Origin of the sequence: Frondihabitans sp. PhB188, assembly GCF_003752365.1 — a bacterium.
Taxonomy (GTDB): domain Bacteria; phylum Actinomycetota; class Actinomycetes; order Actinomycetales; family Microbacteriaceae; genus Frondihabitans.
This window is the reverse complement of record NZ_RJUO01000004.1, coordinates 100,355-124,801: the sequence shown is the minus strand read 5'-3', so window position 1 is coordinate 124,801 and position 24,447 is coordinate 100,355. Positions and strand designations below refer to the sequence as shown.

Annotated in this window: 23 protein-coding genes and 2 tRNA genes; 11 read left to right on the top strand and 14 right to left on the bottom strand. The window is 65.9% G+C overall.

Translation table 11 applies throughout. The features are described from left to right. Nucleotides 1-44 precede the first annotated feature (44 nt). The gene (gene pknB, locus EDF46_RS12600; protein WP_123506666.1) at nt 45-1,766 is read left to right on the top strand and encodes a Stk1 family PASTA domain-containing Ser/Thr kinase; all 1,722 of its coding nucleotides are present in this window, start codon (nt 45-47) and stop codon (nt 1,764-1,766) included. Between the two features lie 110 nt (nt 1,767-1,876). On the opposite strand, the gene EDF46_RS12595 is transcribed toward pknB, so the two are convergent. Then, complete coding sequence (locus EDF46_RS12595; RefSeq protein WP_123506665.1) at nt 1,877-2,515, bottom strand: aminodeoxychorismate/anthranilate synthase component II; 639 nt, start codon at nt 2,513-2,515, stop codon at nt 1,877-1,879. 164 nt (nt 2,516-2,679) lie between these two features. Continuing rightward, complete coding sequence (locus EDF46_RS12590) at nt 2,680-3,450, bottom strand: class E sortase (protein WP_123506664.1); 771 nt, start codon at nt 3,448-3,450, stop codon at nt 2,680-2,682. Nucleotides 3,451-3,544: 94 nt separating this feature from the next. Here EDF46_RS12590 and EDF46_RS12585 point away from each other — a divergent pair, with 94 nt between their 5' ends. After that, nucleotides 3,545-3,790, top strand: coding sequence for a cell division protein CrgA (locus EDF46_RS12585; RefSeq protein ID WP_123506663.1), 246 nt, complete (start codon nt 3,545-3,547; stop codon nt 3,788-3,790). Nucleotides 3,791-3,931: 141 nt separating this feature from the next. Here the strand turns inward: EDF46_RS12585 and EDF46_RS12580 are convergent, their stop codons facing one another. Together EDF46_RS12580 and EDF46_RS12575 are read right to left on the bottom strand one after the other, a co-directional pair. Beyond that, nucleotides 3,932-4,777, bottom strand: a complete 846-nt coding sequence (locus EDF46_RS12580; RefSeq protein ID WP_148061212.1) for a rhomboid family intramembrane serine protease — start codon at nt 4,775-4,777, stop codon at nt 3,932-3,934. A 6-nt stretch (nt 4,778-4,783) separates the two neighbouring features. Then, the gene (locus EDF46_RS12575; protein WP_123506661.1) at nt 4,784-5,323 is read right to left on the bottom strand and encodes a peptidylprolyl isomerase; all 540 of its coding nucleotides are present in this window, start codon (nt 5,321-5,323) and stop codon (nt 4,784-4,786) included. A 124-nt stretch (nt 5,324-5,447) separates the two neighbouring features. Here EDF46_RS12575 and EDF46_RS12570 point away from each other — a divergent pair, with 124 nt between their 5' ends. Further along, a complete protein-coding gene (locus tag EDF46_RS12570) occupies nt 5,448-6,089 on the top strand; it encodes a hypothetical protein (RefSeq protein ID WP_123506660.1) in 642 nt (213 codons plus the stop codon). Nucleotides 6,090-6,306: 217 nt separating this feature from the next. Here EDF46_RS12570 and EDF46_RS12565 read toward each other — a convergent pair. The 10 genes from EDF46_RS12565 to dnaA all read right to left on the bottom strand — a co-directional run bounded on the left by EDF46_RS12565 (nt 6,307) and on the right by dnaA (nt 17,769). Continuing rightward, nucleotides 6,307-6,379 (bottom strand) — tRNA-Ala (locus EDF46_RS12565). 51 nt (nt 6,380-6,430) lie between these two features. Continuing rightward, nucleotides 6,431-6,504 (bottom strand) — tRNA-Ile (locus EDF46_RS12560). 151 nt (nt 6,505-6,655) lie between these two features. After that, nucleotides 6,656-7,063: a DUF3566 domain-containing protein gene (locus tag EDF46_RS12555; RefSeq protein ID WP_123506659.1), complete on the bottom strand. Its 408-nt coding sequence runs from the start codon at nt 7,061-7,063 to the stop codon at nt 6,656-6,658. Beyond that, the gene (gene gyrA, locus EDF46_RS12550; protein WP_123506658.1) at nt 7,060-9,732 is read right to left on the bottom strand and encodes a DNA gyrase subunit A; all 2,673 of its coding nucleotides are present in this window, start codon (nt 9,730-9,732) and stop codon (nt 7,060-7,062) included. Before gyrA ends, EDF46_RS12555 begins: the two co-directional genes overlap by 4 nt. 89 nt (nt 9,733-9,821) lie before the next feature. Further along, nucleotides 9,822-11,804 carry a DNA topoisomerase (ATP-hydrolyzing) subunit B gene (gyrB, locus tag EDF46_RS12545; RefSeq protein WP_123506657.1) on the bottom strand — a complete coding sequence of 661 codons (1,983 nt, stop codon included), beginning with the start codon at nt 11,802-11,804 and terminating at the stop codon, nt 9,822-9,824. A 180-nt stretch (nt 11,805-11,984) separates the two neighbouring features. Then, nucleotides 11,985-12,494: a DUF721 domain-containing protein gene (locus tag EDF46_RS12540; RefSeq protein WP_123506656.1), complete on the bottom strand. Its 510-nt coding sequence runs from the start codon at nt 12,492-12,494 to the stop codon at nt 11,985-11,987. Next, nucleotides 12,491-13,714, bottom strand: coding sequence for a DNA replication/repair protein RecF (gene recF / locus EDF46_RS12535; protein ID WP_123506655.1), 1,224 nt, complete (start codon nt 13,712-13,714; stop codon nt 12,491-12,493). The genes EDF46_RS12540 and recF overlap by 4 nt, the downstream gene beginning before the upstream one ends. Nucleotides 13,715-13,742: 28 nt before the next feature. Next, nucleotides 13,743-14,633 (bottom strand): phosphogluconate dehydrogenase (NAD(+)-dependent, decarboxylating), encoded by an 891-nt coding sequence (gene gnd / locus EDF46_RS12530; protein WP_123506654.1) that lies wholly within the window; start codon nt 14,631-14,633, stop codon nt 13,743-13,745. A gap of 64 nt (nt 14,634-14,697) precedes the next feature. Continuing rightward, nucleotides 14,698-15,846: a DNA polymerase III subunit beta gene (gene dnaN, locus EDF46_RS12525; protein ID WP_123506653.1), complete on the bottom strand. Its 1,149-nt coding sequence runs from the start codon at nt 15,844-15,846 to the stop codon at nt 14,698-14,700. Nucleotides 15,847-16,383: 537 nt separating this feature from the next. Continuing rightward, nucleotides 16,384-17,769 (bottom strand): chromosomal replication initiator protein DnaA, encoded by a 1,386-nt coding sequence (dnaA, locus tag EDF46_RS12520; protein ID WP_370454117.1) that lies wholly within the window; start codon nt 17,767-17,769, stop codon nt 16,384-16,386. A gap of 471 nt (nt 17,770-18,240) precedes the next feature. On the opposite strand from dnaA, the gene rpmH reads away from it, so the two are divergent. From rpmH to EDF46_RS12480, 8 genes are all read left to right on the top strand, one after another. After that, nucleotides 18,241-18,378 (top strand): 50S ribosomal protein L34, encoded by a 138-nt coding sequence (rpmH, locus tag EDF46_RS12515; protein WP_043595303.1) that lies wholly within the window; start codon nt 18,241-18,243, stop codon nt 18,376-18,378. 42 nt (nt 18,379-18,420) lie between these two features. Next, nucleotides 18,421-18,771, top strand: coding sequence for a ribonuclease P protein component (gene rnpA, locus EDF46_RS12510; RefSeq protein WP_123506651.1), 351 nt, complete (start codon nt 18,421-18,423; stop codon nt 18,769-18,771). Then, nucleotides 18,768-19,148: a membrane protein insertion efficiency factor YidD gene (yidD, locus tag EDF46_RS12505; RefSeq protein ID WP_123506650.1), complete on the top strand. Its 381-nt coding sequence runs from the start codon at nt 18,768-18,770 to the stop codon at nt 19,146-19,148. Before rnpA ends, yidD begins: the two co-directional genes overlap by 4 nt. Nucleotides 19,149-19,156: 8 nt before the next feature. Then, the gene (gene yidC / locus EDF46_RS12500) at nt 19,157-20,140 is read left to right on the top strand and encodes a membrane protein insertase YidC (protein ID WP_123506649.1); all 984 of its coding nucleotides are present in this window, start codon (nt 19,157-19,159) and stop codon (nt 20,138-20,140) included. Then, on the top strand, nt 20,137-20,769 hold the full coding sequence (locus EDF46_RS12495) for a R3H domain-containing nucleic acid-binding protein (RefSeq protein ID WP_123506648.1): 633 nt from the start codon (nt 20,137-20,139) through the stop codon (nt 20,767-20,769). Before yidC ends, EDF46_RS12495 begins: the two co-directional genes overlap by 4 nt. Before the next feature lie 46 nt (nt 20,770-20,815). Continuing rightward, nucleotides 20,816-21,457, top strand: a complete 642-nt coding sequence (gene rsmG / locus EDF46_RS12490) for a 16S rRNA (guanine(527)-N(7))-methyltransferase RsmG (RefSeq protein ID WP_123506647.1) — start codon at nt 20,816-20,818, stop codon at nt 21,455-21,457. A 150-nt stretch (nt 21,458-21,607) separates the two neighbouring features. Then, a complete protein-coding gene (locus tag EDF46_RS12485) occupies nt 21,608-22,540 on the top strand; it encodes a ParA family protein (RefSeq protein ID WP_123507096.1) in 933 nt (310 codons plus the stop codon). Further along, nucleotides 22,540-23,487 (top strand): ParB/RepB/Spo0J family partition protein, encoded by a 948-nt coding sequence (locus tag EDF46_RS12480; protein WP_123506646.1) that lies wholly within the window; start codon nt 22,540-22,542, stop codon nt 23,485-23,487. The genes EDF46_RS12485 and EDF46_RS12480 overlap by 1 nt, the downstream gene beginning before the upstream one ends. Nucleotides 23,488-24,447 lie beyond the last annotated feature (960 nt).

Here is a 24,447-nt window from a genome sequence, read left to right as displayed (position 1 = left end):
CGCCCAGGTACACTGGTCGGGACCGTGGCATTTTGGGAGTATTCGTGGCTGAAGGCGTGACCGAGGGGATCAGCCTCCTCGCCAACCGTTACCAGATCGGTCACCTGATCGGTCACGGTGGCATGGCCAACGTCTACATGGGCACCGACTCCCGCCTCGGCCGCCAGGTCGCGATCAAGCTCATGAAGTCGCAGCTCGCCAGCGACCCGGCCTTCCGCACCCGCTTCCGACAAGAGGCTCAGGCCGCCGCCCGCATGGCGCACCCCACGATCGTGCGTGTCTTCGACGCCGGCGAAGAGAGCGTGCGCGACGCCATGGGCAACCAGGTGCTCGTGCCCTACATCGTCATGGAGTACGTCGAGGGGCGCCTGCTCAAAGACATCGTCGCCGAGGGGCCGCTCGATCCCAAGGAGGCCGTGAGGATCACCGAGGGTGTGCTGACCGCCCTCGAGTACTCGCACCGCGCCGGCGTCGTGCACCGCGACATCAAGCCCGGCAACGTGATGCTGACGCACACCGGCCAGGTCAAGGTGATGGACTTCGGCATCGCCCGAGCCGTCTCCGACTCCGCCGCCACCGTCGCGCAGACCACGGCGATCCTCGGCACCGCCCAGTACTTCAGCCCCGAGCAGGCCCGCGGCGAGACCGTCGACGCCCGCTCCGACCTCTACTCGACCGGCGTGCTCCTCTTCGAGCTGCTCACCGGCCGGCCGCCCTTCCGCGGCGAGTCGCCCGTCGCCGTCGCGTACCAGCACGTCAGCGAGCCGCCCGTGCCGCCGAGCGTGCTCAACCCGGCGATCTCACCGGCCCTCGACGCCGTCACGCTCCACGCCCTCGCCAAGAGCCGGTTCGACCGGTTCCAGAGCGCGGCGGAGTTCCGCAGCGACGTCGTCGACGCCGGATCCGGCAATCTCCCGGCCCGTCGCCAGCAGCACGTCACCGTGGCGGCCGCCGACACGACGACGACCATGTTCGGGGTCAACCCCAACGCGGCCATGGGCTCCGAGGCGGCGCTCAAAGAGCTGAACAGCAGCGAGGCGAACCGCCCCGCCCGCACCCAGACGCGGCCGCCCGTCGCCTGGATCTGGGCCGGGATCGTGCTCATCGCCATCATCGTCATCGCCGTGGTCATCTGGGTCGCCCGCCTGTCACCCGTCGTCCTGCCCTCCACGGCCGGCATCGACGTGCCGACGGTCGCCTCCGAGCCGTACAAGACCGGCGCTGCGAAGCTGACGAAGCTCGGTCTGGTACCCGAGCGCTCCGATATCACGAGCGAGTCGGTCGACGAGGGCGACATCGTCAAGACCAGCCCGCCCGCCGGCACGCCCGTCGCCAAAGACGAGATCATCACCGTCTACGTCTCGACCGGCCCCGACACCGTCGCGATGCCCGACGTCAGCGGATCACCCACCGCCGACGCCTGGGACCAGCTCACGACCCTCGGTCTGCAGCAGGGCTCCGTCAGCGAGCAGGACAGCCCGACGGTCGCGGCAGGCACGGTCATCTCATCCACACCCGAACCAGGCACCAGCGTCGAGCCAGGCAGCACCGTCGACCTCGTCGTCTCGAGCGGGACCGTCAACGTACCCGACGTGACAGAGAAGTCGGTCGCCGACGCGATGTCGGCGCTCTCATCGCTCGGCCTCGACGTGCGCACGACCGCCGACGACTCGTGCACCGGCAACATCGTCAGCACCCAGTCGCTGCCCGTCGGCGAGCAGCCTCAGGGGTCGACGATCACTCTGACCGTCTGCAGCGGTCAGTAGCAGCGTCCGCGCGCACCCTCGCGGCTACCCGACCAGCACTATCGGCCGGGTTCTCGCGACCTGCGGCGCAGGAACTGGCCGTCGAGCCACCCCCTGCGGGTCGCCCCGCCTCAGCCGAGGTTGACGAGCGGGCTCAGACCCTTGGCGGCATCGACCGCCGTCGGCAGACCCGCGACGGAGAGCCAGTTGCCGATCATGCTGTAGCCGCCTTCCGTGAGCACCGACTCGGGGTGGAACTGCACACCGTAGACGTTGGCATCGCGGTGCTTGAGCCCCATGATGACGCCACCGGAGGTGCGTGAAGTGACCTCCAGCTCGGCGGGCACGGTGTCGTCGACGACGGCGAGGGAGTGGTAGCGCGTAGCGAGGAACGGCTGCGGAACGTTCGAGTAGAAGTCGCTACTGTCGTGCGTGACTCGGGAGGTCTTGCCGTGCATGAGCTCTTCGGCGTGCGTGACGGTTGCGCCGAGAGCCTCCGCGATCGCCTGGTGACCCAGGCAGACGCCGAGAAGGGGCGTGCCGCCGTCGAGAGCCGCGTGCACGACGTCGATCGAGACGCCGGCGGCTGCCGGGGTACCAGGGCCCGGCGAGAGGAGCACGCCGTCGTAGTCGGCGATGCGGGCGGCCGAGTCGGAACCGGAGAACGAGTCGTTGCGCACGACCTCTGTCTCGGCGCCGAGCTGCTGGAGGTAGCCGTTGAGCGTGTAGACGAAGCTGTCGTAGTTGTCGACGACGAGGATGCGAGTCATGGGGAGTCAACCGTAACGTCAGGGGAGGGGATGAGGGAATCGGCGAAGGGGAACACCCATGTCACCAGCGCGTAGAGCACGGCGGCCAGGAGAACGATCAGGATCAGCACCCGCACCCACCAGGGGCCGGGCAGCACTCTCCAGAGGGCGGCGTACACGAGCGCCTACGACTTCGTCGTCGCGAGCGACGCGATCTCGGCGGGTGGGCCGGCGGACAGGGGTCGCCACGAGTCGAAGACGCCGTAGGCGATGATCCGCTCGGCGGCGCTGTACTTCGGATTGCAGCTCGTCAGGGTGATGAGCCGGTCTTTCGAGGCGGCGTCGATCGTCGGGGCGTCGGGAACGACTTGAAGCACCTGGACCTGCGTCGGCTTGACGTACTGGAGGTTGCGGAACGTGTAGGTGTAGTAGCCCTTGCTCGTCTGCACGTAGATGTGGTCGCCGATCTTCAGCTGAGCGATGTTCGCGAACGGAGCCCCGTGCGTGGTGCGGTGGCCGGCGATGGCGAAGTTGCCGACCTGCCCGGGCATCTGCGTCGAGTCGTAGTGGCCGGCCGCGCCGGTGTCGAGCGTCTGGGCCGTGCCTGTGCCGCCGTCGACCGGCACCTGGTAGTCGGCGCCGAACCGGGGCACGAAGAGCACGCCGAACGCCTCGCCGTCTTTCGCGGCCGGGGTGATAGCCGGCGTCCCGTAGTCACCGTCGACGGGTGCGGTGGTCGGCCCGGCGCCGGCCTCGTCGTGCAGCTTCTGGCTGAGCGACGACGCTTCGCTGCGCGTCGTGCCGGAGACCAGGATGTCGTTGAACCACTGCTGCCAGACGATGAAGAGCAGGACGACCACGCCGAGGGTGATGAGGACCTCCCCAGCGACGCCGACAACGGACGTGCGACGGCGCGACGAGCGTCGGGAGCTCCGGCGAGTCGGCGAGTCGGTCATCACACGATTCTACGGGCGCGTGCGTGAGCGTGAAGAGGTTGTCTACAGGGGCAGCCAGAGTGTGCACAGCCGGTATGCCGGTACACTTCTGCCCATGGCCAGAGATAAGAAGACCACCGCACCGGCGGCACGCACCGGCGAGGGATCGTCCGCCAACCGACCGAACCCCGTCTGGTTCAAGCCGGTGATGTTCGGCTTCATGCTTCTCGGGCTCGTCTGGATCATCGTCTACTACGTGTCGCAGAGCACCCTGCCTGTTCCGTCCCTCGGGTCGTGGAACATCCTGATCGGCTTCGGCATCATGTTCATCGGCTTCCTGATGACCACGCGCTGGCGCTGATCCGAGCCTTCGAGCGATTCGATAACGATCGGTCTTACACGGGTGTAACTATCCCCACTGTGGATGGACCTGTGGATAACTTGCTCCACGACGAAGGCCCCGTATCTCAGGCGAGATGCGGGGCCTTCGTCGTCGATAGCGTCAGCCGATGGCGCCGGTCAGCGTCGCAGACCGGAGCAGGATGATCACGATGAGCGCGACCCCGAGGCCGATCGTCAGGCCTCGTTGAGCGTTCAGCTGCGACCGGTGCTGGGTGCGCGTGAAGATCAGCGCCGACAGAGCGCCGATCGCAGCGGCGCCGATGTACATCTGCCAGGGCGAGCCCAGGACGAGCCCGATCACGATGTTCAGCGCGATCAGAACGAGGATCTGGTTCGCCTGCTGGCCTCTCGACCGCAGGATCACATAGAAGGCCCCGAACAGGCCGAACATCGCTGATCCGACGATCGGCACGATGTAGCCCGGGATGAAGATCGAGCTGGCCAGCTCGCCGCCCAGGGCGCCGAGCACGTACAGGGCTATGAAACGGGCCCGGCCGAGCTCCCGCTCGATCATCGATCCGAACGCCCACAGCATGTAGACGTTGAAGGCCAGCTGGATGATCGCGAAGATGCCGCTGTAGACGAAGATCCCGGTGACGATCCGCCACGGCTGCGACAGAGCCAGGGCTCCGTTGAAGCCGAGCAGGTTGAACCCGCCGGGCACGAGCCCGATCAGGAAGCCGACTCCGGCCAACGCCATCAGCCCGTAGGTGACGACGGGCCCGCCCGACGACGCCAGGCCGTTCATGCGCGTCACGACGCGCGGCTTCACCCGCGGCATGCTGCCGCGCTGCTCGCGCACGCACTCCGGGCAGTGGACGCCGACGGCTGCCGGCGTCTGGCACTGCGTGCAGATCGTGCGCCCGCACCGCTGGCAGAGAATAAAGCTCTGCCGGTCGGGGTGGCGGTAGCAGAAGTTGTCGGCGTTGCGGGGAACGTTCGTCACTAAGGCCTAGACCTCGTCGATGGTGACGCTCTGGATCACCACGTCGTCGATCGGCTTGTCGCGCGCGTCGGTCGGGGTCGCCTGGATGGCGTCGACGACCTTCTTCGACTCGGCGTCGGTGACCTCGCCGAAGATGGTGTGCTTGCCCTGCAGCCAGGGGGTCGCCACCGTGGTGATGAAGAACTGCGAGCCGTTGGTGCCCTTGCCACCGCGCGTGCCGGCGTTGGCCATGGCGAGGATGTAGGGCTCCTTGAAGGTGAGCTCGGGGTGGATCTCGTCGTCGAAGTTGTAGCCCGGGCCGCCGACGCCCTGACCGAGGGGGTCGCCGCCCTGGATCATGAAGTCCGGGATGATGCGGTGGAAGACCACGCCGTCGTACAGCTTGTCGGTCGACTTCACGCCCGTGGCGGGGTGGGTCCACTCGATGGTGCCGGTGGCGAGGCCGACGAAGTTGGCGACGGTCTTCGGGGCGTGGTTGCCGAAGAGGTCGACCTTGATCGTGCCGAGGTTCGTGGTGATCGTGGCTACAGCGGTGTGCGATGACATGGTGACGATTCTTCCACAGCGACATCGAGATTCAGTCGTCCCTCAGAGATCATCCTGTGACCTGTCAGGGGAGCGCGTGCCAGGATGGGTTGATCGTCGCAATGATCCACACGAGGGAGAGCTAATGGCCACGTCACGCAAGCGCACACGCGAACTGAAGAAGCTCCAGGGGGATGCCGCCGGCATCTGGGGAGAGCAGCGCGAAGTCCTCGGCCACTCTGCCGACTTCTGGAAGGCCGCGGGCGCCGAAGCCGCCGAAGTCGTGAAGAAGGACGTCGCTCCGCGCGTCAAGGCCGCGTTCGACGCGCAGGTCAAGCCCGCCGTCTCGTCCGGTGTCGCCTCGGCCACGGCCGCAGCCGGCCAGGCCAAGGAGAAGCTGGTCAAGGATGTCGCTCCCGCCGTCTCGGCCGCCGTCGCGTCGAGCCCGCTGAGCGATGCTCTTCCCGACCTCGACATCGACGGTCTGAAGAAGAAGGGCAAGAAGCTCAGCCGCCGTGCCAAGCGCAAGGCGCTGAAGAAGGCCGCAAAGGCCGCTCGCAAGCACCCCAAGGCCACGAAGAAGGTGGCGAAGGCCGCCCTTCAGGCCAAGAAGGTCCAGAAGCAGGTCGCCAAGAAGACGTCCAAGAAGAAGGGCCTCAGCGGCGGCAAGGTCTTCCTGATCATCCTCGGCATCGGCGCACTGGCCGCCGTCGTCTACGCCGCGGCGCAGACGCTCCGTGCCGACGACGAGCTGTGGGTTGCCGATGACGAAGAGACCAAGGCCTGAGCGCACGACCCAGTGCCCCACGAAGCCCGTCCCCGCAAGGGGGCGGGCTTCTCCCGTCCCACCCGCCGACAGGTACCGGGCCGCCGAGACGAGGATCCGCTGTCGCCGATGCGGCAGCCGCCGATGCGGCATGCCGCCGGCAGCGGCCGAACAAGCACGACGAGAGTTTTCCGCGAGGTGAGCCGAAGGCGAACCGAACACGAGGAGGCGAATCGAGTGGAGCCTGGGAGAATCGAACTCCCGACATCCTGCTTGCAAAGCAGGCGCTCTACCAACTGAGCTAAGGCCCCGGGTGGTGCTACCCCGGGAAGGGGATCTTCATGCCGGTTATCAGCATGGAGTGGGGCTAATAGGACTTGAACCTATGACCTCTTCGTTATCAGCGAAGCGCTCTAACCGCCTGAGCTATAGCCCCCTGGACCGAATAAGACAGTACCGTATTCGCGGCCATTCGCTAAATCGGCACCGGTTCGGCGTCGTTCAGCTCTGTCGTCGTTCGGCTCTGTCGTGGATCGGCTCTGTCATGGATCGGCTCTGTCGTGGATCGGCTCTGTCGTGGATCGGCTTCAGTTGTTGGTGAATCCGACGAGCAGCCCGCCGGTGATCCGCACGCTCAGGTTGTAGAGGAGAGCGGCGATAGCACCGAGCACGGTGCCGATCACGATGTTCAAGATGGCCACGACGACGGCGAACAGCATCACCTGCCCGATCGACAGCGTGTTCTGCAGTGTGAAGCTGTTGTCGCCCAGCACTTCCTGCAGGAGGGTGTCGACGGTGTCGAAGATCCCCAGGCGGGTGAGAATCACGTAGATCAGGAACGTCGCGACGACGGTGATGATGCCGAGTGCGACCGCGATGAGGAAGGACAGCTTCACCGTCGACCAGAAGTCAATGTAGACGAGCTTCAGTCGCACCTGCTTGGTGCCGACTGGCTTCTTGGCCTTGTTCTGAAGCTTTTCAGCGACGCTAGTCATTCGTTCGTCGTGTCCTCTCCGGCGGTGTCACCCGTGGTGTCGTCGGCACCGTCTGGAGCCTCGGTGGCGCTTTCGTCAACCGTGGCAGACTCTGCACCGGTTGCGCCTCCGTCTTCAGGCGCATCTTCATCGGCACTCTCGTCGGACGCACCTTCGAGGTTGCGCTCCGAGTTGCGTGCGACGGCGATGATCTTGTCGTCGGCGGCGAACCGCGCGAAGACGACGCCCATGGTGTCGCGGCCCTTGGCTGGTACCTCGGACACGGCAGACCTTACCACCTTGCCTCCGGACAGAACGACGAGCACCTCGTCGTCCTCGGAGACGATCATGGCGCCGGCGAGGTCGCCCCGGGCTTCGGCCAGCTTGGCGACCTTGATGCCGAGACCGCCGCGGTTCTGGATGCGGTACTGGTCGGCGGCGGTGCGTTTCGCGTAGCCGCCCTCGGTCACGACGAAGACGAATCCGGCCTCGTCGACGACCGATGCCGAGAGGAGGCTGTCGGCGTCGCGGAACGTCATGCCCTTCACGCCCGACGTCGAGCGGCCCATCGGGCGCAACGAGTCGTTGGAGGCGGTGAAGCGCAGTGACATGCCGTGACGCGAGACCAGGAGGAGGTCATCGTGCTCGTCGACCAGCAGAGCGGAGACGAGCTCGTCCCCCTCACGCAGATTGATGGCGATGATGCCGCCGGTCCGGTTCGTGTCGTACTCGGTCAGCGCCGTCTTCTTGATGAGTCCGTCGCGGGTGGCGAGCACCAGGTAGCTGGCGACCTCGTAGTCGGGGATGTCGAGGACCTGCGAGATCTCCTCGTCGGGCTGCATCGCGAGCAGGTTGGCGACGTGCTGGCCCTTGGCGTCGCGACCGGCCTCCTGCAGCTCGTACGCCTTGGCACGGTAGACGCGGCCCTTGTTGGTGAGGAACAGCAGCCAGTGATGCGTCGTGGTCACGAAGAAGTGGTCGACGACGTCGTCGGCGCGGAGCTGGGCACCCTTGACACCCTTGCCGCCGCGGTGCTGCGAGCGGTAGTTGTCGCTGCGCGTGCGCTTGATGTAGCCGCCGCGGGTCAGCGTGACGACCATCTCCTCCTCGGGAATGAGGTCTTCGACGCTCATGTCGCCGTCGAACCCGAACATGATCTCGGTGCGGCGGTCGTCGCCGAACTTGTCGGTGATCTCTTTGAGCTCGTCGCTGACGATGCTGCGCTGGCGACCCGGCTTCGCGAGGATGTCCTGGAAGTCGAGGATCTTGCGCTCGAGCTCGTCGTGGTCGTCCTGGATCTTCTGGCGCTCGAGGGCGGCCAGGCGGCGGAGCTGCATCGCGAGCACCGCATTGGCCTGGAGCTCGTCGATGTCGAGCAGCTCGATGAGGCCCGATCGGGCCTCGTCGACGGTGGGCGACCGGCGAATGAGCGCGATGACCTCGTCGAGGGCGTCGAGGGCCTTGATGTAGCCGCGCAGGATGTGCGCGTCGGCCTCGGCCTTGCGCAGACGGAACTGCGTGCGGCGGACGATGACCTCGATCTGGTGCGCGACCCACGCCGAGATGAAGCCGTCGAGCGGCAGGGTGCGCGGCACTCCGTCGACGATGGCGAGCATGTTCGCGCCGAAGTTCTCCTGGAGCGACGTGTGCTTGTAGAGGTTGTTGAGCACGACCTTCGCGACTGCGTCGCGCTTGAGCACGATGACCAGGCGCTGGCCGGTGCGGCCGGAGGTCTCGTCGCGGATGTCGGCGATGCCGGCGACGCGCCCCTCGCGGACGAGGTCGGCGATCTTGATCGCGAGATTGTCGGGGTTCACCTGGTACGGCAGCTCGGTGACGACGAGGCACGTGCGGTTCTGGATCTCCTCGACGTTGACCACGGCGCGCATCGTGATCGAGCCGCGGCCGGTGCGGTAGGCGTCGTGGATCCCGCGCACGCCGAGGATCTGCGCGCCGGTGGGAAAGTCGGGGCCCTTGATGCGCTGCATGAGCGCCTCGAGGAGCTCCTCGCGGTTGGCCTCGGGGTTCTCGAGGTACCACTGCGCGCCGGCGGCGACCTCGCGAAGGTTGTGCGGCGGGATGTTCGTCGCCATGCCGACGGCGATGCCGACCGAGCCGTTGACGAGGAGGTTCGGGAAGCGGGCCGGCAGGATCGCCGGCTCCTGAGTGCGGCCGTCGTAGTTGTCCTGGAAGTCGACGGTGTCCTCGTCGATGTCGCGGACCATCTCGAGGGCGAGTGGAGCCATCTTGGTCTCGGTGTACCGGGGGGCGGCCGCGCCGTCGTTCCCCGGCGAGCCGAAGTTGCCCTGGCCGAGCGCCAGCGGGTAGCGGAGGCTCCACGGCTGCACGAGGCGGACGAGCGCGTCGTAGATGGCGGAGTCGCCGTGGGGGTGGAAGTTTCCCATCACCTCGCCGACGACGCGGGCGCACTTCGAGAACGCGCGGTCGGGGCGGTAGCCGCCGTCGTACATCGCGTAGATGACGCGGCGGTGCACCGGCTTCAGGCCGTCGCGCACCTCGGGGAGCGCACGTCCGACGATGACGCTCATCGCGTAGTCGAGGTAGGAGCGCTGCATCTCGAGCTGGAGGTCGACGGCTTCGATGCTGTCGCGCTTCAGCTGAGCGGCGAACTCTCGTGGGGCCACGCCCTCGGGGATGCCGCCGGTGGTGTCGTCGGTCTCGTCTGCCATCGTTCGTGTTCTTTCGGTTGTCGGCCCCGTGCATCCTGCACGTGACGATCACTCGGGACCCTGCACGAGTGCAGGAACTCGGGTGGGGATCAGATGTCGAGGAAGCGAACGTCTTTCGCGTTCTGCTGGATGAAGTTGCGTCGCAGCTCGACGTCTTCGCCCATGAGGGTGTTGAAGATCGTGTCGGCGGCTACCGCGTCGTCCAGGGTGACCTGGCGGAGCGTGCGGGTCTCGGGGTCCATCGTGGTCTCCCAGAGCTCCTTGTAGTCCATCTCGCCGAGACCCTTGTAGCGCTGGATGCCGTTGTCTTTCGGCATGCGCTTGCCTTCGGCCTTGCCGGCCGCGGTCAGGGCGTCGCGCTCGAGGTCGCTGTACACGTACTCGTGCGGGGCGTTCGACCACTTGAGCTTGAACAGCGGGGGCATGGCCAAGTAGACGTAGCCGAGGTCGATCAGGGGGCGCATGTACCGGAAGAGCAGCGTCAGCAGCAGCGTCGTGATGTGCTGGCCGTCGACGTCGGCGTCGGCCATGAGCACGATCTTGTGGTAGCGGGCCTTCTCGGGGTCGAAGTCGTCTCCGATGTCGGCGCCGAACGCCTTGATCATCGACTGCACCTCGTTGTTGCCGAGAGCGCGGTCGAGGCGGGCCTTCTCGACGTTGAGGATCTTGCCGCGGAGCGGCAGGATCGCCTGCGTCTCGGGGTTGCGGCCCTGGACGGCCGAGCCGCCGGCCGAGTCGCCCTCGACCAGGAAGATCTCGCTGAGCGCCGGGTCTTTGCTCTGGCAGTCCTTGAGCTTGCCGGGCATGCCGTTCGACTCGAGAACGCCCTTGCGACGCGTGGAGTCGCGGGCCTTGCGAGCTGCCAGCCGAGCCGCCTGCGCGGCCTGACCCTTCTTGATGATCTCCTTGGCCTGGATCGGGTTCTTGTCGAACCAGTCGTTGATCTGGTCGTAGGCGACCTTCTGCGTGAACGACTTGGCCTCGGTGTTGCCGAGCTTCGTCTTCGTCTGCCCCTCGAACTGCGGCTCGCCGAGCTTGATCGAGATGACCGCGGTGAGGCCCTCGCGGACATCCTCGCCCGACAGGTTCTCGTCTTTCTCCTTGATGAGGCTCTTCTCTTTGCCGTACTTGTTGACGACCGTCGTCAGCGCGGCGCGGAAGCCCTCTTCGTGAGTGCCGCCCTCGTGGGTGTTGATCGTGTTGGCGTAGGTGTGGACGCTCTCGCTGTACGAGGTGTTCCACTGCATGGCGACCTCGAGGGCCATGCGCCGATCGGTGTCCTCGGCCTCGAAGCTGATGATGTCGTCGTGGACGACCTCGACCTTCTTGGTCGCGTTCAGGTACTCGACGTAGTCCTCGAGCCCCTTCTCGTACATGAAGTCGTCGCTCTTGACCGTGGCGCCGTCGGGGGCGTCCTCCGGGAGCGGGCGCTCGTCTGTCAGCGTGATGCGGAGGCCCTTGTTCAGGAAGGCCATCTGCTGGAAGCGGGCACGTAGCGTCTCGTAGTCGAACTCGACGGTCTCGAAGATCTCGGCGTTCGGCCAGAAGGTGATCGTCGTCCCCGTGTCGGGGGCGTCCTCGCCCTGCGCGAGGGGCGCGACCGGCACGCCGTCGGTGAAGCTCTGGCGCCACACGGAACCCTGGCGGTGCACCTCGACGTCGAGCTCGGTCGACAGGGCGTTCACGACAGATGAGCCGACGCCGTGCAGACCACCCGAGACCGCGTAGCCGCCGCCGCCGAACTTGCCGCCGGCGTGCAGCACCGTGAGGACGACCTCGACGGTCGACTTCTTCTCGACGGGGTGGATGTCGACGGGGATGCCGCGTCCGTTGTCGATGACGCGGATGCCGCCGTCTTCGCGCATGGTGACGTGGATCGTGTCGCAGTACCCCGCCAGAGCCTCGTCGACGGCGTTGTCGACGATCTCGTAGACGAGGTGATGCAGACCGCGGGGACCGGTGGAGCCGATGTACATGCCAGGACGCTTGCGAACCGCTTCGAGCCCTTCGAGTACCTGGATGTCGCTGGCTTCGTAGGAGTGATCGGTGCCGTCGCTGGACTTCGGTGACATCAGTTGTGGGGCTCCTGCCGTTGTTCTCGATACGTCGCAGACGGGGCTGTGGACACACCGTCGTATCTGGTTACGGAGGCCTCGCGCGCGACGGAGCAAGTCTATCGCAGGAGGTCGGCCCATCGGGCGAAATACGCCCTCAGAGCGATTTTCCCGGGCTGGTTGACCGAATCACTCCTGTCAACCGTAAGTATCGCGAGGACCACGCCCTGGGACCGATCTGGGACCCCGTTTCCAGGTCGGGGCGTTGGGGGCGAGAAAACGCATCGACTCGATCCCAGCCTGCGGGTAGGTCGTGACGATCGACGTCGTGATCTGCGACCGCATCAATCGGAGCTGCGTCGCCCACGCCGTCGAGTCGCACTGCACGGTGAGGGTGCCGTCTTCGATTCCGACCGGAACGGAGTGGCCGGCGAGCTCCGCGCCGACGAGATCGGGCCACGCGTTCATCAGGTCGGACTGCGCCAGGGCCGAGTTCCAGCCCAGTTCTGTCGTGACGCCGAGGATCACGTCGGCGATCCCCTTCGGGTCGCGGCCGCTCGAGAACGGCTGGCTCGGGGCTCCCGATCGCGCGATCCGCCGCTTCGCGTCGCGACCTCGGCTCGATGCATCGCCGAACACCCGCCGAAAGCGGAGGTAGACGCGCTGCGCCTCGTTGTCGTCGACCGGCCCCGGCCTGCGCGGGCTCATGCGCCGCCGTCGATCGACGCCTCGGGCGAGGGAGCAGAAGCGACGGGCGCAGGAACTCGGGGTGGTTCCGATTCGACGATTCTCCCCTTCGAGATCCGCACGACGTGCGCCGCGAGTCTCTCCGGGACGTCCTCCTCCACCGCCGCCGTGATGAGCACCTGCTCGTAGTCGGCGACCGCATCGGCGAGGCGCTCGCGTCGAGTCCGGTCGAGCTCGGCGAAGACGTCGTCGAGCACGATGACCGGGTCGCCGGTGGCCGACTCGCGGCGGAGCACGGCGGCCGAGGCGAGCTTGAGGGCGAGGGCGAACGACCACGACTCGCCGTGGCTCGCGTAGCCGCGCGCCGGAAGCCCGTTCAGCTGCAGGAAGAGATCGTCGCGGTGCGGCCCCACGAGCGTGACGCCGCGCTCCAGCTCGTTGCGGCGCACCCGCGCGACCGCCTCCCGGAAGGTCGGCTCGATCTCGGCCGCGGGCAGGGCCGGCTGCGCCGACTCGATCGGGTCGTCATGTTCTTGCAGCCTGCCGCGGATGCTGACGACCGTCGACAGGTCGGCGGCGTGATCGTCTCCGGCGACCGACTGGTACGCGGCGCCGACCTCGGGCCGCAGCGCCTCGACGAGCATCTCGCGCGACGCGATGATCTCGCTGCCGAGCACGACGAGGCGGTCGTCCCAGATGTCGAGCGTGGAGAGCTTGTCGCCCTTGACGCCGGTATTACGGGCCGACTTCAGCAACGTGTTGCGCTGGCGGAGAACCCTGTCGTAGTCCGACAGGACTCCGGCCAGGCGCGGGTTGCGCGCCACGAGCAGCTCGTCGAGGAACCGCCTGCGCCCACCCGGTTCCCCCCGCACGAGCGAGAGGTCTTCGGGGGCGAACAGGATGCTCGAGAAGTAGCGGGGAAGCTCGCGGGGCTTGATCGCACCCCGGTTGATCTGCGCACGGTTCGGCGCGGACCGGTTGATCTGGACCTCGACGAGCAGGTCGCGCTCGGAGCTCTCGATCTTGGCCCGCACGATCGCCGAATCGAAGCCGGCCCGGATCATCGCCGAGTCGTTCGACACACGGTGCGATCCGAGGGTGGCCAGGTAGCCGAGGGACTCGACGAGGTTCGTCTTGCCCTGGCCGTTGCGGCCGACGAAGAGATTGGGCCCGCGCGCGAGTTCGACTTCAGCAGACGCGTAGTTGCGGAAATCGGTCAGGCTGAGGTGGAGTACACGCACGCGGGCCCCTCTGGGTGGAACGGGGAGGCTAGTCGGCCTTCTTGACCGCGTGGCCGCCGAACTGGTTGCGCAGCGCCGCGACGGCCTTCATCGTCGGCGACCCGTCGCCCTGGCGGGAGACGAAGCGGGCGAAGATGGAAGCGCTGATCGTGGGCATCGGCACAGCGAGCTCGATGGCGTCGGCGAGAGTCCAGCGACCCTCACCCGAGTCCTCGACGTAGCCCGAGATCTCGTCGAACTTCGGGTCGGCCTCGAGGCCGATGACGAGGAGCTCGAGGAGCCAGGAGCGCACGACTGTGCCGCGCTGCCAGGCCTTGAAGGTTCCGGGGACGTCTTTGACGAGGTCCTTCTTCGCCTCGAGGAGCTCGAAGCCCTCGCCGTACGCCTGCATGATGGCGTACTCGATGCCGTTGTGGACCATTTTCGTGTAGTGGCCGGCGCCGACGGGGCCGGCGTGGACGAAGCCCTCGGCCTTGGGGCCCTCGGGACGAAGCGCGTCGAAGATCGGCATGGCGAGGGCGACGTTCTCGTCGGATCCGCCGACCATCAGGCCGTAGCCGTTCTTGAGGCCCCAGACGCCGCCGGAGACACCGGCGTCGATGTACTTGATGCCCTTCTCGGCGAGGAGCTTCTCGTTGTCGAAGTCGCTGGTCCACTTCGAGTTGCCGCCGTCGATGACCATGTCACCCTCGGAGAGCACCTCCGAGAGCTCCTTGACGACGCCGGCGGTGATGGCGCCCGACGGGACCATGGCCCAGACGATGCGGGGGGCGGGCAGGGCGGCGGCGAGCTCCTTGAGGTCGGCGACGTCGGAGACATCGGGGTTGTGGTCGTACCCGGTCACCTCGATGTCGTGCTCGCGCAGGCGGGTGCGCATGTTGTTGCCCATTTTGCCGAGACCGATGAGGCCGATGTGCATGAGGTTCCTTTTGTTCAGGTGTCCGCGCGTCGGTTTCGGGCGCACGTCCGGTGGAAGCGCGCGGTCAGCGCAGCAGGAGATTGGGCTGGAGCAGGTACTTGTAGCTGTCCGCACCCGGCTGATCTTTCGAGGACTGGCTCGTGATCAGGACGGGCCCCGGCTTGTTCGGGTTCTCGGTCTTGGTGAACGAGATGCGGACGAATTCGGAGTGGACTGCTCCCAGTCCGTCCAGGAGGAACTGCGGCTTCAGTGAAACCACGGTGTCTTCTCCGGTCAGGAGCGCGTCGATCGACTCTGACGCCTGCGCTTGCTCGCTACCGATGGCCTCGAGGGTGAGGCCGTCGATGGTGAACGTGAATCTCAAAGCTGCTTCGCGCTCGAGGACGAGCGACACGCGACGCGTCGCCTCCACGAGGTCCGCGGTGTTCATCACCGCGTAGTTCTCGACCGTCTCGGGGAACAGTCGCTTGACGGGCGGGAAGTTGCCCTTGATGAGCAACGACGTGACGATCTTGTTGTCGGCCTGGAACGCGATGAGCTCGCGGTCCTCCGAACCCGTGATCGCGACCGACAGCGTCGCGGCGTTGCCGAACGTCTTGCCGACCTCCTGCAGGGTGCGCGCAGGAACGAGCGCGGTCAGCGTCTGGGTCGAAGCTGCGGTGCCCGGGTCCCAGTCGATCCCCCGCACCGCGACGCGGTACCGGTCGGTGGCTACCAGCGAGAGGGCGTTCTCGGTGACCTCGAGCTGCACGCCGGTGATGACCGGGGTGACGTCGTCGCGGCTCGCCGCGACGGCGACCTGCGACACGGCGAGGGAGAACGCGTCGCCGGGGACGACGCCCGACTGCTCGCCGACGGCCGGCAGCGTGGGGTACTCCTCGACGGGCATGCTCAGCAAAGAGAAGTTGGCGGAGCCGCAGGCGACGCTGATGCGGGTGTCTTCGGTGGTGAACACGACGGGGGCGCTGGGCAGGCGGTTGGCGATGTCGGCCAGGAGCCGGCCCGAGACGAGGATCGTGCCCGGCTCGTCGACCTCGGCTGCGATGCTCGTCTGCGATGAGACCTCGTAGTCGAACGACGACAGGGTGAGCCCGCCCTGGTGAGCCTCGATCAGGACTCCGCTGAGGATCGGAAGAGTGGTCCGCTGCGGAAGGAGCTTCACTGCGAACGACACGGCGTCGCTGAAGACATCGCGGTTGACCTGGAACTTCACGCTGTGACCCCTATTCGGACTGTCGGGCACCAACGGAGAGCAGGTCGATGCCGGTTAATACTGGCACAGCAATTCTCGAGCCGGGTCCTGGGGCCTCCGCCGCCTCCGCCGTCCACAAGGTTGTCTCTCTCCCAATCCTTTTCTAAGAAGGAGTAACAGTCTTAACCGTTGTGCACAGTGTGGATAACTTGTTAATAACCGCTCAGGCACAGGGAACTACATCTGTGTGAGTTGTTGATGGATTGTGAGCGCCTCGGGGTGGACCTGTTGGTTTCGGCAGGGTCGGAATTCGTGTCATTCACAGGGCACCTCGAAGAGTGAACAATTCATCCACGACTTATCCACGACTTTCCACAAGTTATCCACAACTGGGGAAACCCGACGATCCAGGTGCCCACGGAGACGTCTCCCCTTGGCCCGCCAGGGCTCTCGGAGGGGAGCGACGGAGGGGGGTTAACAGGTGACAGCCGAGCCGGCAGGGAAGTTCCTGCGCCTTCGACTCGGCTGTCTGCGCCCGGCGTGCGCGAGTGGGAACGCCTACTTGTAGCGGTGGTCCTGCTTGATGCGGCTGGTGAGCTCGGTGACCTGGTTGTAGATCGACCGGCGCTCCTTCATCAGCTCGGAGATCTTCTTGTTCGCGTACATGACCGTGGTGTGGTCGCGGTTGCCGAACAGCTGCCCGATCTTGGGGAGGGAGAGGTTGGTGAGCTCGCGGCAGAGGTACATCGCGATCTGGCGGGCCGTTGCGATCGCCTGCGAGCGGGACGAGCCGTACAGGTCGTCGACCGAGAGCTTGAAGTAGTCGGCGGTGTGATTGATGATGTCGACCGGAGCGATCACGTTGTCTTCGTCGAGCGTGATCAGGTCTTTCAGGACCGTCTGGACGAGCGGCATGTCGACGGCCGTGCGGTTCAGGCTGGCGAACGCTGTGACCCGGATCAGCGTGCCTTCGAGCTCGCGGATGTTGCTCGACACCTTCGTCGCGATGAACTCGAGGATCTCGTCGCGGATCTGGAGCTTCTCGCTCTGGGCCTTCTTGCGGAGGATCGCGATGCGCGTCTCGAGGTCGGGAACCTGGACGTCGGTGATCAGACCCCACTCGAAGCGCGAGCGCATCCGGTCTTCGAAGCCGGTGAGGTGCTTGGGCGGGAGGTCGGAGGTGATGACCAGCTGCTTGTCGTGGTCGTGCAGGGTGTTGAAGGTGTGGAAGAAGGCCTCCTGCGTGGAGTCCTTGCCCTGCAGGAACTGGATGTCGTCGATCAGCAGGATGTCGATCTCGCGGTAGCGCTGCTGGAACTGGCTCGACCGGTTGTTCGCGATCGAGTTGATGAAGTCGTTGGTGAACTCCTCGCTCGAGACGTACCGGACGCGGATGCCCGGGTACATGCTCTCGGCGTAGTGCCCGATCGCGTGGAGGAGGTGGGTCTTACCCAGCCCGGACTCGCCGTAGATGAAGAGCGGGTTGTAGGCCTTGGCCGGCGCCTCGCTGACTGCGACCGCGGCCGCGTGGGCGAAGCGGTTGGAGGCGCCGATGACGAAGTTGTCGAACGAGTACTTCGGGTTCAGCCGCGAGTCGGTGCGCTTCGTGGGAGCCGCGGTCAGCGACACGGGCTGCACCGGAACAGGCACGAAGGGGGGCTCGACGTAGCGCTCCGACTCGGCCGGCTGCTGCGGCTGACTCAGGAGATCGGGCGTGATGTCGGGGTTGACCGTGATCGCGAAGCTGGCGACGGGCGAGTCGTCGAGAAGCGAGATCGCCTCGAGCAGGGGCTCGCGCACGCGCTGCTCGAGCATCCCGCGGGTGAGCTCGTTCGGCACCTCGAGGTAGAGGGTGTCGCCGAGGACGCCCTTCGGCTCGACGAGGTTGACGAAGCCGTGCAGCTGAGGGGTGATGCGGTCGTCGCTCGTGAGGCGCGCGAGCACGGTCCGCCAGAGGCCCTGGACCGGGTCGATCGTGCTGGTCACGTTGCTGCTCTCTGTTTGTTCGTCGCGTGCTTGTTCGTGCGGTGCTTGTTCGTCGCGTGCTTATTCGTGCGGTGGTTGTTCGTCGCGCTGCTCGTTCGTAGCGGTGCTGTCCGGGCTCGGTAGTTCTACACAGGGTTATCCACCGGTGCAAAGCTGCCGCGGAGAAGCCGGACGGGCGGTTGATCCCCGAGATCCCGGGTGATCTCGCGCGGGACTCCCCCACCTTAGTTCGACACGGCGTGGTCAACACAACCCAGGTTTTCCCCACTGTGGATAATGGGTGTTTTGCGTGCCGTTTGACCCCGAGGCCCGGCTCGCGTAGTTTTAACCAGTTGATTTCAGCCACCTTCAGGCTGACAAGACTTCTCGGACTGCGGCACGTGTCTCCGGCGCGTTCAGCTCGGTCCCTTTCCTTCTGGAGACAAAACCATGAGCAAGCGCACCTTCCAGCCGAACAACCGTCGTCGCGCCAAGAAGCACGGCTTCCGCGCTCGCATGCGCACCCGTGCCGGTCGTGCGATCCTCGCCGCTCGTCGCGGCAAAGGCCGCACCGAGCTCTCGGCGTAGGCCGGATCTCGCACGAGCCTCGGCTCCGCGGAAGAGGCTTCGGTGCTGGCTAAGCCCAACCGGATCGTCCGCGCAGACGATTACCGCAACACCGTGCGTCGTGGTCGCAAGTCGGCCACGGCGCACTGTGTCGTTTACGTGCGCCCGGAATCAGCCCCGACCGACGCTCCACGCTTCGGGTTCATCGTCGCCAAGACGGTGGGGAACGCGGTCGTCCGCAACACCGTCCGACGTCGCTTGAAGGCGGTGTCGCACGAGCTGCTGGCCTCGGGTTTCCCCCCGGAGCGAACGGACGTCGTGATCCGCGCACTACCAGGCTCGGATGCAGTTCGGTGGTCTACCCTGCTCCAAGAGATCACCGAGGTCATCGGTGCGAAGGGTGTGAAGCGGTGAGGCGCACGGTCCAGTTCCTGGCACTCCTCCCACGCAACGTGTGCGTGGCGATCCTGCGCGCCTACCGAGCCGTCATCTCGCCTCTCTACGGCGACGTCTGCCGGTTCTACCCGTCCTGCTCCTCGTACACGCTCCGGGGGATCCAGACGCACGGGTCCGTGAGGGGCATCGGCCTCGGGGCCTGGCGCATCGTCCGCTGCAATCCCTGGGCGTCCGGCGGCATCGACGATGTTCCGCACTCCCGCCATGAGCATTCGAGATCGATCCTGGCCAGCGGCTTCGTTGTGCCGGCCGACTCCACCCCCGCTTCGCCGGCCTTCGGCGCACCTGTTTCGCCTACCGGGCTCGTGCCCGTCCACAGTCACCAGAAGGGCTGACCCTAGACATGCTCGATTTCATCGGCACGATCCTCTACCCCATCCGATGGGTGGTCGAGGCGATCCTCGTGGGATGGCACTACGTCCTGACAGCCATCGGACTAGACCCTGACGCCGGTGTCACGTGGGTCCTGTCGATCGTGCTGCTGACCATCGTCGTGCGCGTCTGCCTCATCCCGATCTTCGTCCGCCAGATCAAGAACCAGCGGCGGATGATGGAGGTCGCCCCGCAGCTGAAGAAGATCCAGGACAAGTACAAGGGCAAGAAAGACCAGTTCTCCCGCGAGGCGATGTCGCGCGAGACCATGGCCCTCTACAAGGAGACGGGTACCAACCCGCTCTCGTCGTGCCTTCCGCTTCTGATCCAGATGCCGGTGTTCTTCTCGCTCTACACCGTTCTCCACAACGCGCAGCTCGACAAGGTCGGCATCGGCCTGTTGAACCGCAACCTGTCTGACGCATTCGCGAACTCCACGCTCTTCGGCGCACCCCTCAAAGAGACCTTCACGAACTCCGACGTCATCTCGGTGAAGCTCATCGCCGGCGCCATGATCGTGCTCATGACGGCGTCGCAGTTCTACACGCAGCTCCAGCTGACCAGCAAGAACATGTCGCCTGAGACCAAGGCGAGCCCCATGTACCGCCAGCAGAAGATGCTCCTGTACGTGCTCCCGCTCGTCTTCCTCTTCTCGGGCCTCTCCTTCCCGCTCGGCGTCATGTTCTACTGGCTGACCTCCAACTTCTGGACCATGGGCCAGCAGTACATCGTCATCCGCAACAGCCCGACCCCCGGCAGCGACGCGGCGATCGCCCGCGAAGCGCGGCTCGAGAAGCGCCGCAAAGACCGCGAGGCGCGCGGCAAGAGCGGCGGGCTGAAGACGCTGACCGAGATCACCGTCACCGAGATCGAGACGCCCAAGCGCACCACCACACAGCGCACGCAGCCGGTCGGCAAGAACCGCGCCAAGAAGCAGAATGGAGGGGCCCGATGAGCTCCCTTTCCCCTTCCTCCGAGCCCGCAGCCGCCTCCGACCCAGCCGTCGACGACGCCGCGCTCGAGGTCGAGACGGCCACCGCCGACACTGAGGTCCCCTCGGGCGACGACGCTCCCGAAGCGGTCGACGGGGCGTCCGGCGCGGTTTCAGAGACCGGGTCGCCCGCCGGCGACTCCGACCTCGACGAGGGCGACATCGCCGCCGACTACATCGAAGAGCTGCTCGACATCCTCGACCTCGACGGAGACATCGACATCGAGACCCGGGGCGGTCGCTCCTACATCTCAGTCGACTCGTCCGGTGAGAACGACCTCCGCGTCCTGTCGAAGCCCGACACCGTCACTGCGCTCCAAGAGCTCACGCGTATCGCCGTGCAGACCCGCACGGGCGAGTTCTCGCGGCTGATCCTCGATGTCGGGGGTTCGCGTGCCACTCGCGAGCAGGAACTGACCACCCTCGTCGACCGAGCCGTGGCTCGCTTGGAAGAGGGCGCCACCTCCGCTTCGCTCCCCCCGATGTCGTCTTACGAGCGCAAGCTCGTCCACGACATCGTCGCGGCTCGTGGTTTCGGCTCCGAGTCCGAGGGTGAAGGGCGCGATCGTCACACCGTCGTGACTCGTTCCTGAGTAATTCTCAATTTATGAATCGCTCAGCTCCGTTTCACGTGAAACGATGAACGCCCCTCTATCTGAGCTCGAGGTCGAGCCCACCGTCGCGGCCACCCTCTTTGGAGAGCGCCTCGAGGTCGTTCGCCAGTACACGGCCGACCTTGCTCAGTACGGTGAGGAGCTAGGACTCATCGGTCCTCTAGAGCTGCCACGCCTGTGGACGCGGCATGTCATCAATAGCGGGCTTCTCGCCCCCTTGCTCGTACGGGATGGGCGGGTCGGTGACATCGGTTCCGGCGCTGGCCTGCCGGGTATTGTTCTCGCCGCAGCTCGGCCGGATGTAACGATGATCCTGATCGAGCCGATGGAGCGACGCACCGACTGGCTCCGTGCCGAGGCGGACCGCCTGCGACTTACGAACGTCGAGGTCGTCCGGGCACGGGCAGAAGAAGCTGAGATCAATCCCTGGCTCGACCAGGTGACAGCTCGAGCTGTGAGTGCCCTCTCGAAGCTGATCCCCCTGACGGTTCCGCTCGTGAAGACGGGCGGAGAGCTGCTGTTCCTCAAGGGGGCTCGCGTCGAGGCGGAGGTCGAAGCCGCGCGAAAGGTGATCGCCAGAAATCACCTTATTGATGTCCAGGTGATCGAGCTCGGAGGAGGCCTTGTGGAAGAAACCACACGCGTCTTTCGGGCTACAGTTGACTGACTAGCGGCACCCGGGTTCTCACGGTTCCAGCTGCGTGACGCAAGGTTCTATTCGCTCGCGTCTCGAAGCTTTCCCCTCCTGGGCGGCCGGTTTCACGTGAAACCCTGCGATTCGGAGATCTATCCGGTGAGTAAAGCTTCAGACGCCTCGATATCCGACGCAGCTCGGGCCGGCCGTGCCGGTTCCGGCGGTGTCAGCTTCGATGCGACCACTCCCCTTGCTCGCGAGATCGCCGACCTCACACGTCGGCGTGAGGCCATCAAAGACGATCCACTCCCGGTCCCATCCAAGACGCGTGTCATCACGGTGTCGAACCAGAAGGGCGGCGTGGGCAAGACCACCACAACGGTCAACCTCGCGGCCGGTCTCGCTCGTGGCGGAGCGCGCGTTCTGGTGATCGATCTCGATCCGCAGGGCAACGCCTCCACCGCCCTCGGCGTCGAGCACCGAGCGGAGACGGCCAGCGTGTACGACGTCGTCGTCGGAGAATCCGCAATCGTCGATGTGATCCAGAAGAGCCCCGAGTTCGCCGAACTGTACTGCGTCCCGTCCACGATTCACCTGGCCGGCGCCGAGATCGAGTTGGTCTCCCTGGTGGCTCGCGAGCAGCGACTCCGCACCGCTCTTGAGAACTTCCTTACAGAGACAGAGCGAGAGAACCGCCGCTTCGACTACGTCTTCGTGGACTGCCCGCCGTCGCTGGGGCTTCTGACGATCAACGCCTTCGTCGCTGCGCAGGAGGTCCTGATTCCGATTCAGTGCGAGTACTACGCGCTGGAGGGTCTGAGCCAGCTCCTGCGCAACATTCAGCTGATCGAGAAGCATCTGAATCCGGTGCTCACCGTGTCGAGCATTCTGCTTACGATGTACGACGGACGCACCAACCTGTCTCAGCAGGTCGCTGCCGACGTTCGGGAGCACTTCCCCAAAGAGGTCTTCACGACCATGATTCCCCGGTCGGTGCGGATCAGCGAGGCGCCCGGCTACGGGCAGTCCGTGATCAGCTACGACCCCAGTTCCCCCGGCTCGCTCTCGTACCTCGAGGCCGCGTCCGAGCTCGCACACCGAGGAGTACCCCGCTGATGGCAACGAAGAGAACTGGACTCGGCCGCGGAATCGGCGCGCTCATCCCCGTCGCCGACGAGACGCAGGGCCGCCCCGTCGACGTCTTCTTCCCCATGCGCGAGCAGACCGCCGACGACCTCATCGCTGTTCCCGGCGCCCGCCTCGCGAGTCTGAACCCGCTCGACATCGTCCCGAACGCGCAGCAGCCTCGTACAGAGTTCCGCGAAGAGGAGTTGCAGGAACTCGTCGCCTCCATCCGCGAAGTCGGCGTCCTCCAGCCCATCGTCGTCCGCCCGCTCAAGCACCTTCAGGCGGGTGGTCCGCAGTACGAGCTGATCATGGGCGAGCGCCGTCTGCGTGCGACGAAGCAGCTCGGCCTCGCCACCGTCCCAGCCATCGTCAAGGACACCGCCGACGAGTCGATGCTCCGGGATGCCCTCTTGGAGAACCTCCACCGTGCTCAGCTGAACCCCCTGGAAGAGGCTTCGGCATACCAGCAGCTTCTCTCCGACTTCGGCATCACCCAGGAGGCACTTGCTGACCGCATCGGTCGGAGCCGCCCGCAGATCACCAACACGATCCGCCTGCTCCGCCTCCCCTCCCCCGTCCAGCGACGGGTCGCCTCAGGTGTTCTCTCGGCCGGTCACGCCCGAGCGATTCTGTCGGTCGGCGACGCCGCCGGTATGGAACGTCTTGCTGACAAGATCGTTAACGAAGACCTGAGCGTCCGCGCGGCCGAGGCCGCTGCTGCCGGGCTCACCGTGAAGCCGAAGCGCCCGCAGCCGCAGACCGGTGCGACGCAGGGACACCTGATCGAGGTGGCTGACAAGCTCGGCGATCGGCTCGACACACGTGTCAAGGTGGTGCTGGGCGCGCGCAAGGGCTCGATCACCATCGACTTCGCTTCAGTTGGCGACTTGAATCGCATCCTGGGCGAGCTCGGGCAGGATCCGTTCGGGGTCTAGGTCGGCAGCACGTCCTTTTCGGAGCGCATCGTTTCACGTGAAACGGTGCGTTTCGTGGTTCTGGGGATTTTTGGGTGGAGCCTGCCGGGCGCAATCTGCGACCAACGAGGTCCGGGTGGACGACGGGGGTGTCTATCGCTGTGTTTCACGTGAAACAGGTGACCCGCGACCCGACTTCACGGCAGCGAGTTGGTTGTTTCACGTGAAACAGACTCAGTCGTCGTTGGGTGTCTAGTTAATGGGTCTGGGCTCGGCGGGTACGGCACGGTGCCTGCTGAGAGTGGGCTGTCGACAGCGGGTCTACGGAGCAACTGGGGTGAACTCGACGGGCCGAGGCGGGCGGGGCGGGGTGAGGGCGGCGGGAGCGCCACGGTGGCCCGACGGACGTGCGAACTGAACGGATTAGAGTCGACGCGACGCGGGGTAGGGCTATCTGTCGAACGATGGCTCGCGCGTGGCGTGGATCTGCGGTTCAACCCCAGGCTCCCGGGAGCGTGTGGGGTGGTCGTGCCCCGACGGCATGCGCGGTCGGCGGGCGGGGCGAGCGCCGTGAATGGACATGCGCGGTCTCAACGCCGGACTCACCGCATGGCGGCACTCGGCGCTTACGATTGCGCATGCCCAAGCTCGTACCGATCCTTAGGTAAGGACGGAGTGCACGCTCACGGGGAGACGAGACTCTGGATGGACGGACCACAAGGATTGACGGCGGAGAGTGCGCCGCCTACAAGGACGCCGACCTCGCGTGTCCTTGCGAGGCGCCAGTCGCAGCGCGGGCCAGCGCGATCCTTAGGTAAGGACGGAGTGCACGCTCACGAGGAGACGAAGCTCTAGGCGCACGGCCCCCAAGGAAGTGCGGTGGGGAGTGCGCCGCCTACAAGGACGCCGACCTCGCGTGTCCTTGCGAGGCGCCAGTCGCAGCGCGGGCCAGCGCGATCCTTAGGTAAGGACGGAGTGCAC

Excerpts from the sequence above, each read along its gene's own strand:
- EDF46_RS12585 (WP_123506663.1), top strand. The coding sequence starts at position 3,545 with ATGGCCAGAGATAAGAAGACCACCGCACCGGCGGCACGCACCGGCGAG.
- gyrA (WP_123506658.1), bottom strand. The coding sequence starts at position 9,732 with ATGGCAGACGAGACCGACGACACCACCGGCGGCATCCCCGAGGGCGTG.
- EDF46_RS12495 (WP_123506648.1), top strand. The coding sequence starts at position 20,137 with ATGAGCTCCCTTTCCCCTTCCTCCGAGCCCGCAGCCGCCTCCGACCCA.
- rpmH (WP_043595303.1), top strand. The coding sequence starts at position 18,241 with ATGAGCAAGCGCACCTTCCAGCCGAACAACCGTCGTCGCGCCAAGAAG.
- EDF46_RS12570 (WP_123506660.1), top strand. The coding sequence starts at position 5,448 with ATGGCCACGTCACGCAAGCGCACACGCGAACTGAAGAAGCTCCAGGGG.
- gyrB (WP_123506657.1), bottom strand. The coding sequence starts at position 11,804 with ATGTCACCGAAGTCCAGCGACGGCACCGATCACTCCTACGAAGCCAGC.
- EDF46_RS12595 (WP_123506665.1), bottom strand. The coding sequence starts at position 2,515 with ATGACTCGCATCCTCGTCGTCGACAACTACGACAGCTTCGTCTACACG.
- EDF46_RS12540 (WP_123506656.1), bottom strand. The coding sequence starts at position 12,494 with ATGAGCCCGCGCAGGCCGGGGCCGGTCGACGACAACGAGGCGCAGCGC.
- EDF46_RS12555 (WP_123506659.1), bottom strand. The coding sequence starts at position 7,063 with ATGACTAGCGTCGCTGAAAAGCTTCAGAACAAGGCCAAGAAGCCAGTC.
- gnd (WP_123506654.1), bottom strand. The coding sequence starts at position 14,633 with ATGCACATCGGCCTCATCGGTCTCGGCAAAATGGGCAACAACATGCGC.
- yidC (WP_123506649.1), top strand. The coding sequence starts at position 19,157 with ATGCTCGATTTCATCGGCACGATCCTCTACCCCATCCGATGGGTGGTC.
- EDF46_RS12590 (WP_123506664.1), bottom strand. The coding sequence starts at position 3,450 with ATGACCGACTCGCCGACTCGCCGGAGCTCCCGACGCTCGTCGCGCCGT.
- rsmG (WP_123506647.1), top strand. The coding sequence starts at position 20,816 with ATGAACGCCCCTCTATCTGAGCTCGAGGTCGAGCCCACCGTCGCGGCC.
- EDF46_RS12480 (WP_123506646.1), top strand. The coding sequence starts at position 22,540 with ATGGCAACGAAGAGAACTGGACTCGGCCGCGGAATCGGCGCGCTCATC.
- EDF46_RS12575 (WP_123506661.1), bottom strand. The coding sequence starts at position 5,323 with ATGTCATCGCACACCGCTGTAGCCACGATCACCACGAACCTCGGCACG.